Origin of the sequence: Campylobacter sp. 2018MI10, assembly GCF_018501175.1 — a bacterium.
Lineage (GTDB): Bacteria > Campylobacterota > Campylobacteria > Campylobacterales > Campylobacteraceae > Campylobacter_E.
On sequence record NZ_JAHCZD010000016.1, the window covers coordinates 1 to 17764 of the forward strand.

Genomic DNA, 17764 nt, shown 5'->3' on the forward strand with positions numbered 1-17764 from the left:
AACTATTTAAAATAACAAGTTTGATAACTGAAGTTATGCAAACGAAAGCCTGAATTATATACAGCAAAACTTAAAGTATTCTTAAATATAAAAATATTTTTTAAAAAAATTGAAAAAAATGAAAATTTGTGAAAAAGTTTTTGAGTTATTTGAAATGGACTAGTGGTAATTGATTGTTGAAAATAGTTGGGAGTTAAGGGTTTGGTGGAGTTTATGGTTATTAGGATTTATAGGTAAAGTTTATAATATAAATAATTATAAAAAACCAAAATCCTATTTCAAGTTGTTTTAAATAGCTTTATTTTTGAGTATTGCAATTAGAAAAATAATTTAATTTTAAAGAATTTGAATTTGAAATTTAAATTTTAAATCTAGCAATATCTAAGATTTATTTTAAACTCCTGTTTTAAATTCTTTAAGTACAAACAATAATAGCACCTCGTTTTAACAAGATTTTATTATCATTTTTCAACTCTTTTAAAACCCTTGAAATACTTTCCCTTGAGCTACCTACTACTCTTGCTAATTCTTCGTGAGTGATTTTTAATTCATTATTATTTGCATTATCTTTTATATATTTTAAAACACGATTTGAAAGCGGCATAAAAGCAAAATCTTCTAAAAATTACATAATTTCGCTAAGTCTTTTAGAAATAATGTCTAATTTTAGCTGTTTAAATTCTAAATATTTTTCGCTTAATTCTTCTAAATCTTTGCTAGGAATTACCCAAACATTAGTGTTTTTTACAAACTCAATATTAACATCAAAACTAATATTATTTAGCACGCAAGAAGCTAATAATAAGCAATATTCATCATTTGATAAATTAAAAATATCAATCTTTCTAATGCCATTATCAATAAATATCTTAATACTTCCATCAATTATAAATATAAGCCCTTGACAATCCCATAAATCATCACCTTTTTTATAAATCTTAGAAAGACCTTTTTCTAAACATTTTTTAATTAGCTCATTATTTGTAAATATAGAATTTAAAAAATCTTCAATCTTTTTCATTGTAACTTTATCACATACATAATTTTTAAAAACTCTTATACTTTATCAAAAAAAGGAATATTATGAGTTTAAATAGAAGGAATTTTTTAAAAATCGCAGGAATTGCTAGTGTAAGCAAGGTTTTTGCGAATACTAATCAAGAAACAATGGCAAAACTAATTGATTTAAGCCTTTGCGATGGCTGTGCTAATTTAGCAACACCTTTATGCGTAAGTGCTTGTAAATTAAAAAATAAAGATGTTTTTCCTAAACCAATTAGCGAAATACCAAATTATTATCCACAAAAATTTTACGAAGATTATCAAGACAAAAAAGATGAGATTAATAGGCTAAATCCTTATAATTTCATCTATGTTGAAAAATTAAACATAGATAATAAAAATATAAATATCCCAAGACATTGTATGCATTGTGATGACCCAACTTGCCTTAAAATATGTCCTTTTGGAACAATTAGCAAAGATAATTCAGCGGTTAAGATTAATCCTAATGTTTGTTTTGGTGGAGCAAAATGTAAAGATGTTTGCCCTTGGCACATACCACAACGACAAGCAGGAGTTGGAGTTTATCTTAACATAGCACCTAAATTAGCAGGTGGTGGGGTTATGTATAAATGCGATTTATGTGCTGATATTAGCATTCCTGCTTGTGTGAGTGCTTGTCCTAAAAACGCAATGATATATGCAAATAAGGAAAAAATAAAATTACTAGCCCTAAAAAAGGCACAAGAATATAAAGATTTAGCCAAAGATGATGGCACATATATTTACGGAGATAAACAAAACGGCGGAACTGCGACTTTTTATGTATCACCGATTTCGTTTGAAAAAATTCAAGAAGCAATAAGCAAAAAACACGCAAACAACACCCAAGGAATAGCACATATGAAAGTAGATATAAATAACAAAATAACCAGTAATGACAAAATTATTAAAAGTGTTTTATTAAGCCCGATTGCAGGTGTTTTAGCAGGTGTTTTACTAAGGAAAAAAAATGAAAATTAAAAGACAAAGTATATTTAATCAAATAACTCATTTAGAAATAATGATTAGTGTTTTTGCGTTGATTTTTAGTGGTATTTTACAAATGCCTGTCGCAAAAAGATATATGATTTATAAACTACCTTTAATGTCTTGGAGTGTGGATTATTATATTAGTTTGATGGTTCATTATATTTTTAGTATTAGCTTGATATTTTTTGTATTTTTGCATATTACATATTATATTTTACGCAAAGATTTTTCAATACTTCCAAAAAAAGGTGATATTAAAAAAAGCATAAAATTAATCTATGCAATAATTTTTAACAAAGAAGAAGAACCTTGCGAAAAATACCTACCAGAACAACGCCTTGCGTATTTAGGACTTGTAATTATTATGGCTGTTTTAATTATTACAGGGCTTATTAAAACTTATAAAAATTTAGCAGGAATTTCAATTAGTGAAAACTCTATATTTTTAATAGCATTACTACATAATATTGGAATGTTTTTAATAATTTTTTGGATATTTATACATTTATTTGCTTTTGTTTTTAAGACTAATAGAGCACTTTTAGGTGCTATGTTTGGTGGAAAAATTGATGCTAAATATGTATTAAAAAGACATAAATTATGGCATGAAGGTGTAAAAGCCGCTAAAAAGGTCTTAAATATGTTATGAGCTTTACTGGAACTAAATTATAAATTTGATTATTTGTTTAGTTGAAATTGATACCGATGAAATATATATAAGAAAATAAATTTTCATAATATAAAAATAAGAAAAATTAGTAAAAACAAAGGACAATTTTAAGCAAATTTGCAAGTATTAAACAAAGCCAAAAATTATTACTAACTTTACTAAAAAAAGCATAAATCATACAATCAAATAAAAATATTATATTTATTTTGTAATACCAAAATATAGTTTTAAGAACTACTAATATTTTAAGATTAAATTAAATATTTTCAGTTAGATAACAGGTATAAAAAAGTTTGTCTATTGTATTATTTCGTAGTTATTGCTGTTATTAAATCTTTAAAAGAAAACTTTAAACAAACATTGATAAATTAAAGCTTGTGATGATTTATAAGAATTTAAATTTGCTTAAAATATAGTCTATTATTGTTTTACTTTTAGCTTTGATTTTACTCAAATCTTCAACCAAGAAAAACTTAGAAAATATAAATATATTCAAATAACGCTCAATAGCAGAAAAAATAGCGATAGATGTTAAAAAAATCGCAAATAATATAAAGATAAAAAATACAAAATTTTCATTAGCTAAATTCTTATTTGAAGTGGCAAAAATTATTGTAATAATAGCACTAATAAAACCAAAAATAACACTCAAAGCATTGCTAAAAGAAAAGCCATTAATCTTGCTTTTTAAAATATAAAAAGCATTACAATTAGGGCATTTTAGACTAACAAATCCTAAATCTTTTTTATAAGTTAATTTTGAGATTTTACAAGAACAAATATCGCACTTTTTATAAAATATATTTATATTTTTGCTAAGATTAATCATAAAGTCTTTTAATTTGCTTAACCTAGATTTTTTAATTTCAATTGTTTCACTATTATCAAATAAAACAAATTTTGAAAATATAAACAATTCTAAATAATCATGAATGAATGAAAAAATACTTGCAATAATCAAAAAAGTTAAAAACCATATTGCTACTTGAATAATTCTGCTATTAATAAATTTATCCAATAAAGCAATAGGCACAATAGAAAGCAATGCACAAACCCAACGAGAAATATCCACTAAAGCAGCATCTATCATAACAAAAGACATTTTGTCTTTTGATCTATACAAGGCATTACAATTAGGACATTTTAGACTAATAAATCCTAAATCTTTTTTATAAGTTAATTTTGAGATTTTACAAGAACAAATATCACACTTTTTATTGATAATTTCCACTTTAATTTCCTTGTAACAAAATGTTTTATTTTATATCAGATAATACTTGTGATTTTATCACTAATTTAAATTCTTTTAGTTATATTTAGCTAGTTGTATCTTATTAATATTTGCTTTTTTACTTCATTTAAAAATAAGAATATTTATTGATATTTTTTTACATAATTAATATAAAAATATTTTGTTTAATATATTTAATTATGAAAAATTAATTCAAATAATTATATTAAAAATAAAAATGTGTATTCTAAACTACAACTCATTTTAATTCTCCTTTTAATTTATTTAAATAATTTTGATAAACATCATTAGAGCAATCACTTATATAATTGTCTAAACTAAGATAATAGTTATCAATAAATAACCTAGCAAAAGAATCATAAATTCTATCAAAATCAGGATGCTCTGGGATTTTTAGCTCTCTAAAAGACATATATGATTTTGCATAGTTACAAGGCACAAAATAACCATAAATATCATAATTTATTAGCTTATCTTTACTAAGTCTAGTTGGTAATTTTGAAGCTTCTTCTTCAAAGCGTTTTTCATATTTTTTATAATTTTCATATAATTGCACTTCTTTATCAACTATCAATTTTACGCTTTTAAAAAATTTTCCATCTATCGTATAGTTTTGCTTTTCAATTGTGCTTAATAATAAGGTATTTGGTTTTTTAAGTTCTGTTACTTCGTGTCTTGGAATTTGCTGTAAATTAAAATGACTTATTAATAATATTCCGTGAAAAGCAATCATTAAAAATGAGAAAAAATAAAAGATAACTTTAATAAATTTTTGATTTTGTTTCATTATTAACTTATAAAACCACCAAATTAATAGTGAAAATACAATTGGTAGTAATAGTTGTAAAACTACAAATCCCCCACCGATATCTCTATCAATAAGCCCAACTCTTATAACCAAATAAAAAAATAAAATATATAAAGCTATTATAAATCTAGGATAAAGGTTCATTCCTATAAAAAATGTAAGGGCAAAAAGCGTAGGATAGGTAATAAAAAATGGCACATAATCTATAGGAATTAAAATACTAATAATCCCACTAGCTAAACCATGTAAATTATCTAAAAAATATGTTAGATATATTAAAAACTCATTCATATCCTACCTTTAAAATAAAGTTAATTTAGTAATAATACATTCTTTATTACACTAAATCAAATCAAAAATCTTAAGCAAAACAATAACTAATCTAATAACAAAATAAACACAAGCTAACTGCAAACCAAATATAACAACTTTCATAAAAGGATTGTAGTATTTGTTAAAAAATCTAAAAGCTTTATCATAGTATTTATAAAAAAATCTAAAAATATTAAAACCACGCACGCCGTATTTTTTATATATTGACAATTGTTTTAGAAGTAGTTCTGTTTCTTTTACATGTTCTTTGAAAAATTCCTTCTCGCGTCTAAAAGCATCAAGCAAATCCTCATAATACCATGCACAATCATGATAAAACTTCTTTGGTATATCATTTATCATAGTTATATTTTCATTTTTCATAATCTCTTTACAAGTAGCATGAACAAAACTATGACTAGGATTATCACTTACTATCACACGCACCGCACCTGATGTCTCTCGTGCAAAACGCTTTAAAAGAGTCTTATACATAATTTCAAATTCCACATAAGCTTTGTATTCTTTTGTATCATGTAATTCTTTGTTTAAGCGAGAGCTAAATATATTATAAATATCAACACACTTAAACATATCGCTTTTTAAGGTTTTTAACAAGCTTTGCTCGTCTATATCAAAAACCCTTATAAAAGCGTTTTTCAAGCTTGTATTTGTATCAATATCCAAAAACTTTAAAGCGATAGTTTTATCAATACTTCTTGTATCTTTTATATCATTTACCCCTTCGCAAAAAACGGTGTATTTATTAAAAACTCCAAGATATCTTAAATCTAAATGCTTTGCTATATAATCAAAATACCCTGTATCATCAGCAATATCCAAAATCTCGTTTGCCTCATCTAATGATAGTTTTGTTTGCTCTAACTTTTGTTTAGTTATCTCATCTAAAACATATACTTTTCTTCCATAGCCTTTACAAGCTAACAAAGCATCTTTTACTACGCTAAAGATTTCATCTTTGCTAAGCGGTGATTTATCTTTAATGTCTAAAACTCTACATATATAATCATACCCTATTACATTAAAGCCTTCTTTGTTATCTTTAATAGTAGAATCAAGCACTTTTATATCTAAAATCTCATAGATATAATCATACATCTCGTTTCCAATCATCTCGTGCAAATTATAATCTATCACAAGCTCTATAAAGGTATTTTGATACCACATAATATACACAGCCTTGCTAAGATAAGCATGATCAAACTCTGGGTCTTCATAATGATAGCATTCAAGCAAAAAACACTCTTTATCACTATCAAATAAAAACTTTTTTCTTTCTGGAATAGTGTTATACCTTCTATTGTAAATGTTAAAGATTTTAGATAATTTATATTTTTCATCAAGTTCTTTTGTGATTACTACATTTTCAAAAGCCATTTTTACCCCACTTTTTATAATATTTTAAAATAATACTATTTTTATATTTTAAAATCATTGTATTTTTTAAATACCTTTAAATAGAATATATAATATGAAAAATATCAATAAAAATATCTAAAGCATTTATTTAAATTCTACTAATTTTAAAGAATTTAAAAACAAGATTTGAAAGCTAAAAAATGTAGTTAAAAATTATAGCTATTTAAAATATTCATATTTATTTAAATATTGTAATTAGAAAATGTATTGTGATATTAATAATAAATAAGGGGATTATATCCCCTTATAATTAGTCGTTTTTATGAATTTGTAATTTTGCTCTTGAATAAAGTCCCGTTCCAACAGGTATCATTCTACCTAAAACAACGTTTTCTTTTAAGTCTTCTAAATAATCTACTTTACCAGTTACACTAGCTTCAGTTAATACTTTAGTAGTTTCTTGGAACGAAGCAGCCGAGATAATACTATCACTGCTAACTGACGCACGAGTAACACCCGTTAAGCGTGGTTCTGCAATAGCTGGACTTCCACCAAATTTCATAACAGCTTCGTTTTCTTCAGCAAATCTACGCTTACTTACTACATCGCCTACTATAAACTTAGTATCTCCACTATCTATAATGGTTACTTGTCTTAACATTTGTGAAATAATAATTTCTATATGTTTATCACTAATTGCAACGCCTTGTCCGCTATAAACTTGCTGAATTTCGCTAATTAAATAATGGTGTAATGCTTTCTCGCCTAATATTCTTAAAATATCATTACTTGTAATTGTTCCATCAGTTAAACGCTCACCTGCATGAACCATCTCACCATCTCTTACTTGGATTTGGCTATGGCGGTCAATTGTATGCTCAACTAAATTGCCATCAGCACCTTCTATAGTAATAACTTGACGCATACGGCTAGCTTGACCTAGTCTTACAATTCCATCAATCTCAGCTAATGTAGCAGGGTTTTTAACCTTTCTTACTTCAAATAATTCAGTAACTCTTGGAAGACCACCCGTAATATCCTTAGACTTAGTTGCTGCCTTTGGAGTTTTAGCCAGAATTTGAGCTACTTTTACCTTTTCATTATTATTTACATAAATAACGGTTTTTGATTCTAGTTGATATCTGATTGTGCTTCCATCATCTTTTGTAATCACAATAGCAGGTTTCATACTAGCAGGTAAATATTCATTAACTACTAAAGAGCTATTTCCTGTTAATTCATCAGTTTGCTCTTCAACACTAAAGCCTGGTTCAATATCTACAAAGCTTACAACACCATCACTCTCAGCTATTATAGGGTTATTATATGGGTCCCATTGAGCTATTATATGGCTTTCATTACTTGCATCTGTAACTATCAAATCATTAGCGTTTTTAATTATTTCATTACTTCCAAATTCTATTTTAGATTTTCTTGGAACATAATGGCGAATAGCTTCTCTATCATTTCCATCTGAAATAATTACAAATAAACCTTTTTCATTAACTATATGACCTTTTTTAAGCTCAATTTTTTCTAAACCATCGCTTTTTTGAATGTAATAGTTTAATTTACCAACCGCATTTGCTCTAATATCTTGAGCTACTGGTGCTCCATCTTCTATTAATAATTCTGATGCGTAAGGAATACGTCTTGGAATGTTATAGTCTTCTTTAATAACTTCAACTATACTTTCATTTTCAACAACTTTATCACCTTCTTTATAAGGTAAATAAAGCTTTCCTAATAAGTTTCCGCTAACACCAGCTAATTCGTTGATTTTTGCAACATCGTGTTTTCTTAAAATATATTTTTGCTCTTTTTTACCTGATTTTACAACTATAGTTATATCATCGTGCGCATTAATATATGAAATACTTCCATCAAATGGAGCTTTAATCTTAGGCTCAACTAAAAGGATATTTGCATTTCTACGATTTGCGATAATTTGTTTGCCTTCATTATTTTTATAAGTTTGAACATTATAAAATCTTATGAAACCTTCTTTTTTAACTTCTACTTGTCTATCTTGCATATCAGTTGTAGCAGTTCCCCCGCTGTGGAAAGTTCTAAGTGTTAGCTGAGTTCCTGGCTCACCGATTGATTGAGCTGAAATAATACCAACAGCTTCACCAGTTTTAACTAACTTACTTTCAGCAAGGCTAATTCCGTAGCACTTAGCACAAATTCCTTTTTTAGCTTTACAAGTAATTGGAGTTCTAATTGTAACTGATTTGATATTGCTTTGAACAATACTTTTTGCTTTTACTTCATCAATTAATGTGCCTTCATTAAATAATACTTCATTGCTAATTGGATCAATAACATCATCAGCTAAAACCCTACCTATAATTCTATCGTGTAAGTTTTCAACTACAACACCATCAGCAGTAATTTCACTAACTTCTATACCTTCGTGAGTTCCACAATCATTCATAGTAATTTTCACATTTTGAGCAACATCAATTAGCTTTCTTGTTAAGTGTCCTGCACTTGCAGTCTTTAACGCAGTATCGGCAAGACCTTTTCTAGCTCCGTGAGTTGAGATAAAGTATTCAAGAACATTTAGCCCTTCTCTAAAGTTTGAAGTAATTGGTGTTTCAATAATAGAACCATCAGGTTTAGCCATAAGACCACGCATAGCTGCTAGCTGTGAAATTTGAGCCGTTGAACCCCTAGCACCTGAATCAGCCATCATATAAATTGAGTTAAATCCTGCTTTATCGTTTTTCATTAGATTAATCATATTTTTTGATAATTCATTATTAGTATTTTTCCAAATATCAATAATTTTATTGTAACGCTCACTAGCAGTGATTAGACCTTGGTTAAATGAGTTTTGGATTTCTCTTACTTTTGCTTTTGCATTTTCTATATTATCACTCTTTTCATCAGGAACAATAATATCAGCAATAGAAATTGAAATACCAGCTTTTGTAGCGTATTCAAAACCTAAATTCTTAAGATTATCAAGGAAACTTGCACTAATTTCTAAGCCACCATTTTTATAAACATAATCAACTAATGCTCCGATATCCTTTTTCTTTAAAACCTTATTCCATAATTCTTCAGGAACAAAATCAGGTAAAATTGATTTGATAATTAAACGACCCGCAGTAGTTTTAATACTCTTACCATTTACAACTGATTTAATTGTAGCGTGAATATCAAGTGAGCCTGTTTGCATAGCCATTAATACTTCATCAACACCGGTGCAAATCTTATTAGCACCTTTTGCATCTGTTTTTTCAAGCGATAGATAATAAATACCTAAAACCATATCTTGTGATGGAACTGTTATAGCTTTACCACTTGCAGGTAATAAAATATTCATTGAGCTTAGCATTAATATCTTACATTCTGCTATTGCTTCTTGGCTAAGTGGAACATGCACAGCCATTTGGTCGCCGTCAAAGTCAGCGTTAAATGCAGCACAAACTAAAGGGTGTAACTGAATAGCTTTACCTTCAACTAGCACCGGATGGAAAGCTTGAATTGAAAGCTTGTGTAGAGTTGGTGCACGGTTTAGCATTACAGGATGATCTTTTACTACTTCTTCTAAACATTCCCATACTTCGTTAGTCTTTTCGCCTATCATTTTATGAGCTTGTTTAACCGTAGTTGCATAACCTTTTTCTTCAAGTTTAGCTAATAAATGTGGTTTAAATAATTCTAAAGCCATTTGTTTAGGTAAGCCACATTGATCCATTCTAAGTTTTGGGCCAACAACAATTACGCTACGACCTGAAAAGTCAACACGCTTTCCAAGTAGGTTTTGTCTAAAGCGTCCTTGCTTACCTTTGATGATTTCAGTAAGTGATTTTAGAGTTCTTTTATTCGCACCTTTAGCTGCTCCTGTTTGTTTTCTAGCGTTATCAAACAATGAATCAACAGCTTCTTGAAGCATTCTTTTTTCGTTTCTAATAATAATTTCAGGTGCATCAAGTTCAATTAATCTTTTTAAACGAGAGTTTCTGTTAATTACACGGCGATATAAATCATTCACATCAGAAACAGCAAATTTTCCACCATCTAAAGACACTAATGGGCGTAAATCAGGTGGTAAAACAGGTAAGCATGTAATCATCATCCATTCAGGGCGATTTCCTTCTCCACTTTGAGAACTTGCTAAAAAGCTTTCTACAATTTTTAATTTTTTAATAATTGCAGGTTTTTTTGATTTTGGAGCTAGTTCGCAAGCTTCTTTTAATTCTCTTACCATATCTACTAAATCAAGTTCAGCTAATAAATCATGAATTACTTCTCCACCCATTCTAGCTTTAAAGCCAGTATCTTCATATCTTTCATTTAAAGCTTGGAATTGTTCTTCGCTGATTACGCTATATTTTGTAACTTTTTTATTATCATCATAAGTTGCAGTATGCGCATCTCCAACAGCTTCTACAATATATGCTTCATAGTATAAAACACGGCTTAAATCTTTTGTAGAAATATCTAAAAGTGTTGAAATTCTTGCAGGTATTGCATTTGAATACCAAGTATGAGCCACTGGAGTAACTAATTCAATATGACCCATTCTAGTGCGGCGAACTTTACTTGTAGTTACTTCAACTCCACATTTTTCACATTTAACGCCTTTAAAACGCATTTTTTTATATTTTCCGCAAAGGCACTCATAATCTCTAATTGGCCCAAAAATCTTAGCACAAAATAAGCCATCTCTTTCAGGCTTAAGTGTGCGATAGTTTATAGTTTCTGGTTTTTTTACTTCACCAAATGACCATGAACGAATAGCCTCAGGGCTAGCTATTTTAAACCCTATGGCATCAAATTGACTTGGTTTTTCTTCTTCGTTAAGTTGGATTTTTTTATATTTCTTATTCATCATCATTATCCTCTTTATAAATCTCAACATCTAAAGCTAAAGATTTTAGCTCGTTTGTAAGAACAAAAAATGTCTCAGGAATTCCTGCTGAAGTTACATTTTCTCCTTTTGCAAGTGCTTTATACGCTGCAAATCTTCCATCAATATCATCAGATTTAATAGTTAGCATTTCTCTTAAGGTATGTGCTGCACCATAAGCTTCTAATGCCCAAACCTCCATCTCTCCAAATCTTTGACCTCCGAATAATGCTTTACCGCCAACAGGTTGTTGTGTAACAAGACTATATGGACCTGTACTTCTTGCGTGAACTTTCTCATCTACTAAGTGGTGAAGTTTAAGCATATACATAACGCCCACATTTACACGCTCTTTCATCTTTTCGCCTGTGCGACCATCGTATAGCTCACTTTTGCCATCCATATCTATTCTAGCCATTTCAAATAGCTTTTTAAATTCTTCTGCAGTTACACCTTCAAATACAGGAGCTCCAAATTTAACGCCCTTACTCCAATCTCTTGCGTGGCGAATAAACTCATCATCACTCATATCTTTTAGATATACTTTAGCATCCATTAATCTTGAAATATCGCAAATATCAATCATTTTTTGGCGTAATTCTTTAATAAAATCAGCTCTTTTTGCATCAAATATTTCTTGAATTTGTTCTCCTAGTCTAAGTCCTACTAAACCTAAATGGCTTTCTAGAATTTGACCTATATTCATACGGCTTGGAACACCTAGTGGATTTAAAACAATATCAACAGGTCTTCCATCAGGTAAATAAGGCATATCAACTTCAGGAACTATGCAAGAAACTATACCTTTATTTCCGTGACGACCTGCCATTTTATCCCCAACTTTTAACTTACGCTTAGTTGCTATATAAACTTTCACAAGTTTTACTATACCATTTTGTAAAATATCATCTTTTTCTAATATTTCTAATTTTTCATCATGCTCTTGTTTTAAAGCTTTTTTCTCATTTTGGAAATGATTTTTTAAATTCTCATAATAAGCTTGCACATCTTTAGGATAAGCTTTAATAATACTTCCAATAGCAAAACGATTTAAATTAGATAAATCATCTTCTTTTACGATTTCACCTTTTTTATAAGATGTTCCACCTATAGTTTCAGCTTTTTCTAAAGGAGTTTCTTTTAATAATTTAGCAATCTTTAGATTTTCTTCTCTATCCATCATTAATAATCTATCATGATAGTCTTTTTCTAATACTAAGCGTTCAGCATCTTGAGCTGCTTTTGCACGAGCATCTTTTTCATGACCTTTTTTTGTAAATACTTTTACATCAATTACAACGCCTTCAACACTAGCACCTGCGTATAAAGATTTATTAACTACATGACCTGCTTTTTCTCCGAAAATCGCTCTTAATAATCTCTCTTCAGGAGTTGGTTTTACTTCACCTTTAGGAGAAACTTTACCTACTAAAATCATACCAGGTTTTACATGCGTTCCGATTCTTACAATACCGCTTTCATCTAAATGTGCTATATCTTCATCTTTTACATTCGGAATATCACGAGTAATTTCTTCAACGCCATCTTTTAATTCACGAGCTTCTATGTCTTTTTCATAAACATGAACACTAGTAAATGCGTCTTCACGAATCATTTTTTCGCTCATTACAATAGCATCTTCGTAGTTGTAACCATTCCAAGGCATAAATGCAATTAAAGCATTTTTACCAATAGCAAGCTCTCCTTGATCCATAGAAGGGCCATCTGCAATTACTTGTCCTACTTTTACTATATCGCCTTTTCTTACAATTGGTTTTTGAGAAAATGTTGTATTTTGGTTTGTTCTTAAGTTCTTTTCTAGTTTGTAATGGTCTATATATAAACCATTATCATCTTCGCCTAATATAAATATATTATTGCTATCAACTTTTTCTACTTTACCTGAACGCTTAGCTTTGATTGCTTCCCACGCATCTCTTGCTACTACTCTTTCCATACCTGTTCCAACTATTGGAGCAGTAGCAGTAAGCAATGGAACTGCTTGACGCTGCATGTTTGAACCCATTAGTGCACGGTTTGCGTCATTGTGTTCTAGGAAAGGAATTAACGAAGCTGCAAGCCCAACGATAGCCCCTGAAGTAAGGTCAATAAGTCCTACATCTTCGCGTTTTGCTAGTATCGTTTCTCCATCTATTCTAGCTTCAATTAAATCATCAACAATATTTCCATTTTCATCTACTTTCGTAGAAGCTGGTGCAATACAAATTCCTTCTTCTTGAGTAGCTGTTAAATACACGATTTCATCGCTTATTTTACCATCTACAACTTTTCTATAAGGAGCTTCAACAAAACCTAAATCATTAACTTTTGCATAAGTTGAAAGTGAGTTAATAAGACCAATATTTTGACCTTCTGGAGTTTCAACAGGACAAATTCTTCCATAATGAGTTGTGTGAACATCACGAGCTTCAAAACTTGCTCTTTCTTTTACTAAACCACCCTCACCTAAAGCTGATAATCTTCTTTTATGTGTAACTTCACTAAGTGGATTTGTTTGATCCATAAATTGTGATAATTGACCACCCGTAAAGAAATCAAGTAGTGTAGAAGTAATCATTTTTGAATTCACTAAATCACTTGGCATTAATTCTTCAATAGGAGTAGTAATTGAGCTTAATTTATCTTTAATACCTTTTTGAATTTTTGCAAAACCTATGTGTAATTCATTAGTTAATAACTCACCAATAGCTCTAATTCTTCTATTTCCTAAATGGTCTCTATCATCTAAATATCCACGACCTGATTTAATTCTGTAAAGATATTGAATAGTTTTTACTATATCTTCTCTAGTTAAAACGGTTACATATTCAGGAACATCAAGTCCTAATTTGTGGTTCATTTTCATACGACCAACTCTTGTTATATCGTATCTTTCAGGGTTAAATAACATATCTAAAATATAAGTTTTTGCTGCTTCTAAAACAACAGGATCACCTGGTCTTAATACTCTAAATATTTTAGCTATTGCAAATTCTTCTTCATTTTCATAATTTTCTGAACGCTTAAATGATTTAAACATATCTAAATCATTTTGAAGAGTTTTTAACATTGAATCATCAATTCCTGAACCAACATCATTAGCTATTTTAAAATCACTACCATTATGAACTAAAGCAATTAGCTTATCTTCATCAAGCATTGTAAGAGTATCAAATAATAATTCCCCAGTATTTTTATCATATACAGGCTCTGCTAATTGACGATTAGCTAAAATATCAACAGGATATTCTATTAATTTTAAACCTGATTCTTCAAGTTCTTTAATTTTTCTTTTAGTTAATTTCTTACCTGCTTCGTGAACAACTTCACCTTTTTCATTAATTAAATCAAATTCAACTCTATCGCCTATAGCATTAATATCAAATTTTGTATAGAATTTATGTTTTTTTAGTGTTATTGTTTGAATTGGATAAAATAATTGAATAATATCTTCTTTGCTATATCCTAATACTCTTAGTAAAAGTGTTGCTTGGAATTTTCTTCTTTTATTAATTCTTGCATATAAAATATTTTTTGAATCAAATTCAAAATAAATCCAAGCTCCTCTATCAGGTATAATTTGGCTAGAATAAAGTAATTTATTACCTTCTTCGCTTTCTTTAAAAATAACACCTGGACTTCTATGAAGCTGATTTACAACTACTCTTTCAACCCCATTGATAACGAAAGAAACTCTATCTGTCATTAAAGGTATATCACGAATAGTAATATCTTGTTCTTTTATATCTTTAATTCCAATTTTTTCACCAGTTTTTTCATCTCTATCATATAACGTCAAGCGAATTTTTGCACGCAAGTTAGCTGCATACGTAAGACCTCTTTCCATACACTCTCTTACTGTGTATTTAGGCTTTACAAATTCACAAGATACGTAATCTAAACTTAATCTATTTTGAGAATCACTAACAGGAAAAAAAGATTTAAAAACTTTTTCTATACCACTTTCCCTGTCTTCATTACCAATATTTAAAAAATAATCAAAGCTTTTTTGCTGTAATTGTAATAGATTTGGAATCTCAATTTGCTGTGGAACGTTTGAAAAATCCACCCTTAATCTGTTTCCTGAATGTAAGCTATTTAACATATATGTACCTCTTGGTAAGTTTTGAAAGAATAGTTTTGTTGTAAAAACAACACAATACAAAAATAGCCCTAAAAATAGGGCTAAATAAATTATTTAAGTTCAACCTTAGCGCCAGCTTCTTCAAGTTGTTTTTTAGCTTCTTCAGCATCTGCTTTGCTAACACCTTCTTTTAATGTTGATGGAGTACCTTCAACAGCATCTTTAGCTTCTTTTAAGCCTAATCCTGTTAATGCACGTACTACTTTAATAACATTAATTTTGTTAGCACCTGAATCTACTAACACAACGTTAAATTCTGTTTTTTCTTCTTCAGCAGCAGCTGCAGCACCACCTACAGCACCAGCAACCATTACAGGAGCTGCACTAACACCAAATTTTTCTTCAAATTCTTTAACTAATTCAGATAGTTCTAAAACACTTAGATTTGAGATATATTCTAATACATCTTGTTTTGTAATTGCCATTTTTTATCCTTTATAAAATTATTCTTGTTCTTTTTTTTCTTTAAGTGCATTTAAACCGATTGTGAAATTTTGAATCGGCGCATTCCAAACTTGCAATAACATAGCAAGTAACTCTTCACGAGATGGCATTTTAGATAATGCAGTAATTTTATTAGCATCTGCAACTTCACCATCTATGTGACCAAACTTAACTTCAAACGCATTATTTTTTTCAGCAAATTTAGCTGCTACTTTTGTAACTGCTAACGCGTCTTCTCCCCAAAGATAAATATTTGTATCTTTAAGTGTTAAACCATTTTTGCCTGATTTTTCTAAAGCAATACTAGCTAAAGTATTTTTAATAACTTCTACTTTAACATTAGCAACTCTTGCAGAATCACGTAATACTTCTAATTGCTTAGTAATAATACCTTTATAATTACAAACAACAACAGCATTGTTCGTTGTAAATTCATCAGAAAGTCTAGCTATTAGTTCTTCTTTTTGGTTTCTTGTCATCGTTTCTCCTTTCCGATTTATGATTTAAGCAGAGAGACAAAAGTCAATTAAGTAATAAACCTCGGCTGTCACAAATCAAATTTTTATTTAAATTCTTTACGCAAAAAAAACTCAAATAAAAATTTGAAAAAGAATAGCTATATTTTTAACATAAAAAGTTTAAAAAATAGCTATTCATAGAAAAAATTATTTTAAATCTAATAATTCTTGAGTTTCAAGTTTTAAACCTGGACTCATTGTTAAAGATAGAGTTGCACTCTTAATATATCTACCTTTTGCAGTTGCAGGTTTATGTTTATTAATTGCTTTTACAAAAGCACTAACGTTATTTAATAATTTTTCTTCAGAAAAACTAACTTTACCTAAACCAGCATGAATATTTCCTTGTTTATCTACACGGAAATTAACTTGTCCTGATTTAGCATTTTTAACAGCTTGAGCTACATCCATAGTAACTGTTCCTGTTTTAGGATTTGGCATTAAACCTTTAGGTCCTAAAATACGGCCAACTTTACCAACTAGCCCCATTAAATTTGGAGTTGCTATTAATACATCAAAATTAATATTACCTTTTTGAATTTCTTCTACTAAATCATCATCACCAACAATATCAGCTCCTGCTGCTTTTGCTTCATCAGCTTTAATATCTTTTGCAATTACAGCTACACGAACCTTTTTGCCAGTTCCTTCTGGTAATACTACTGAACCTCTTACCATTTGATCAGCATGTCTTGGATCAACATTTAATTTCATTGCTATTTCAACAGTTTCATCAAATTTAGCTGATGATAAAGTTTTAATAACTTTAATACCATCATTTAGTGAATATTCTTTTGTTAAATCAACTTTTTTTAATAATTCTTGAATTCTTTTTGCTTTTTTTGCCATATTTTTCTCCGCATTTTTTAAAGTGCTTCCGCCTTAACCCGGCGGTTAGGTTCTTATTAATCTACTACTTCAACACCCATTGATCTAGCAGAACCTGCAATAATCTTAGCAGCTTGCTCACGATCTTTTGTGTTTAAGTCAGCAATTTTTCTATCAACAATTTCAAGTATTTGAGCTTTAGTTAGCTTACCTACTTTATTTTTTAAAGGATTATCAGTTCCTTTTGAAATACCTGCAGCTTTTTTAATTAAATCTGTAGCAGGTGGTTGTTTTGTTATAAATGTAAAACTTTTATCAGCATATACTGTTATAACTACTGGAATATTATATCCCGCCATATCTTTTGTACGCTCATTGAAAGCCTTACAAAATTCCATAATATTAACACCTTGTTGTCCTAAAGCAGGTCCTACTGGTGGTGATGGATTTGCCTTTGTTGCAGCTATTTGTAATTTAATTTCCCCAACAACTTTTTTAGCCATAATGACT

At 29.2% G+C, this 17764-nt stretch carries 13 protein-coding genes; 2 read left to right on the top strand and 11 right to left on the bottom strand.

Going from position 1 to position 17764, the window contains the following annotated elements:
* Positions 1-415: 415 nt before the first annotated feature.
* Together KJR01_RS07495 and KJR01_RS07500 are read right to left on the bottom strand one after the other, a co-directional pair.
* Complete coding sequence (locus tag KJR01_RS07495; RefSeq protein ID WP_214118174.1) at positions 416-604, bottom strand: helix-turn-helix domain-containing protein; 189 nt, start codon at positions 602-604, stop codon at positions 416-418.
* A 21-nt stretch (positions 605-625) separates the two neighbouring features.
* Positions 626-1021 carry a cyclic nucleotide-binding domain-containing protein gene (locus KJR01_RS07500; RefSeq protein WP_214118176.1) on the bottom strand — a complete coding sequence of 132 codons (396 nt, stop codon included), beginning with the start codon at positions 1019-1021 and terminating at the stop codon, positions 626-628.
* 62 nt (positions 1022-1083) lie between these two features.
* Between KJR01_RS07500 and KJR01_RS07505 the strand changes: the two genes are divergently transcribed.
* Positions 1084-2025, top strand: coding sequence for a 4Fe-4S dicluster domain-containing protein (locus KJR01_RS07505; protein ID WP_214118178.1), 942 nt, complete (start codon positions 1084-1086; stop codon positions 2023-2025).
* A complete protein-coding gene (locus KJR01_RS07510; protein ID WP_214118180.1) occupies positions 2015-2683 on the top strand; it encodes a cytochrome b/b6 domain-containing protein in 669 nt (222 codons plus the stop codon). Before KJR01_RS07505 ends, KJR01_RS07510 begins: the two co-directional genes overlap by 11 nt.
* Before the next feature lie 406 nt (positions 2684-3089).
* Here the strand turns inward: KJR01_RS07510 and KJR01_RS07515 are convergent, their stop codons facing one another.
* From KJR01_RS07515 to rplK, 9 genes are all read right to left on the bottom strand, one after another.
* Positions 3090-3935: a hypothetical protein gene (locus tag KJR01_RS07515; RefSeq protein WP_214118182.1), complete on the bottom strand. Its 846-nt coding sequence runs from the start codon at positions 3933-3935 to the stop codon at positions 3090-3092.
* A gap of 259 nt (positions 3936-4194) precedes the next feature.
* Positions 4195-5055 (bottom strand): hypothetical protein, encoded by an 861-nt coding sequence (locus tag KJR01_RS07520; RefSeq protein WP_214118184.1) that lies wholly within the window; start codon positions 5053-5055, stop codon positions 4195-4197.
* Positions 5056-5106: 51 nt separating this feature from the next.
* Entirely contained in the window at positions 5107-6474 is a 1368-nt protein-coding gene (locus KJR01_RS07525; protein ID WP_214118186.1) for a hypothetical protein, read from the bottom strand.
* Positions 6475-6766: 292 nt separating this feature from the next.
* Positions 6767-11305, bottom strand: coding sequence for a DNA-directed RNA polymerase subunit beta' (gene rpoC, locus KJR01_RS07530; protein ID WP_442862233.1), 4539 nt, complete (start codon positions 11303-11305; stop codon positions 6767-6769).
* Complete coding sequence (gene rpoB / locus KJR01_RS07535) at positions 11295-15425, bottom strand: DNA-directed RNA polymerase subunit beta (RefSeq protein WP_214118190.1); 4131 nt, start codon at positions 15423-15425, stop codon at positions 11295-11297. The genes rpoC and rpoB overlap by 11 nt, the downstream gene beginning before the upstream one ends.
* A gap of 89 nt (positions 15426-15514) precedes the next feature.
* Positions 15515-15889, bottom strand: coding sequence for a 50S ribosomal protein L7/L12 (rplL, locus tag KJR01_RS07540; RefSeq protein ID WP_214118192.1), 375 nt, complete (start codon positions 15887-15889; stop codon positions 15515-15517).
* Between the two features lie 18 nt (positions 15890-15907).
* Complete coding sequence (rplJ, locus tag KJR01_RS07545; RefSeq protein ID WP_214118194.1) at positions 15908-16387, bottom strand: 50S ribosomal protein L10; 480 nt, start codon at positions 16385-16387, stop codon at positions 15908-15910.
* A 186-nt stretch (positions 16388-16573) separates the two neighbouring features.
* Positions 16574-17275 carry a 50S ribosomal protein L1 gene (rplA, locus tag KJR01_RS07550; RefSeq protein WP_214118196.1) on the bottom strand — a complete coding sequence of 234 codons (702 nt, stop codon included), beginning with the start codon at positions 17273-17275 and terminating at the stop codon, positions 16574-16576.
* A gap of 56 nt (positions 17276-17331) precedes the next feature.
* Entirely contained in the window at positions 17332-17757 is a 426-nt protein-coding gene (gene rplK / locus KJR01_RS07555) for a 50S ribosomal protein L11 (RefSeq protein WP_214118198.1), read from the bottom strand.
* Positions 17758-17764 lie beyond the last annotated feature (7 nt).

Bases quoted from the DNA above. Each gene is read 5' to 3' on its own strand.
- KJR01_RS07495 (WP_214118174.1), bottom strand. From the start codon at position 604: ATGCCGCTTTCAAATCGTGTTTTAAAATATATAAAAGATAATGCAAAT.
- KJR01_RS07500 (WP_214118176.1), bottom strand. From the start codon at position 1,021: ATGAAAAAGATTGAAGATTTTTTAAATTCTATATTTACAAATAATGAG.
- KJR01_RS07505 (WP_214118178.1), top strand. From the start codon at position 1,084: ATGAGTTTAAATAGAAGGAATTTTTTAAAAATCGCAGGAATTGCTAGT.
- KJR01_RS07510 (WP_214118180.1), top strand. From the start codon at position 2,015: ATGAAAATTAAAAGACAAAGTATATTTAATCAAATAACTCATTTAGAA.
- KJR01_RS07520 (WP_214118184.1), bottom strand. From the start codon at position 5,055: ATGAATGAGTTTTTAATATATCTAACATATTTTTTAGATAATTTACAT.
- KJR01_RS07525 (WP_214118186.1), bottom strand. From the start codon at position 6,474: ATGGCTTTTGAAAATGTAGTAATCACAAAAGAACTTGATGAAAAATAT.
- rpoC (WP_442862233.1), bottom strand. From the start codon at position 11,305: ATGATGAATAAGAAATATAAAAAAATCCAACTTAACGAAGAAGAAAAA.
- rpoB (WP_214118190.1), bottom strand. From the start codon at position 15,425: ATGTTAAATAGCTTACATTCAGGAAACAGATTAAGGGTGGATTTTTCA.
- rplL (WP_214118192.1), bottom strand. From the start codon at position 15,889: ATGGCAATTACAAAACAAGATGTATTAGAATATATCTCAAATCTAAGT.
- rplJ (WP_214118194.1), bottom strand. From the start codon at position 16,387: ATGACAAGAAACCAAAAAGAAGAACTAATAGCTAGACTTTCTGATGAA.
- rplA (WP_214118196.1), bottom strand. From the start codon at position 17,275: ATGGCAAAAAAAGCAAAAAGAATTCAAGAATTATTAAAAAAAGTTGAT.
- rplK (WP_214118198.1), bottom strand. From the start codon at position 17,757: ATGGCTAAAAAAGTTGTTGGGGAAATTAAATTACAAATAGCTGCAACA.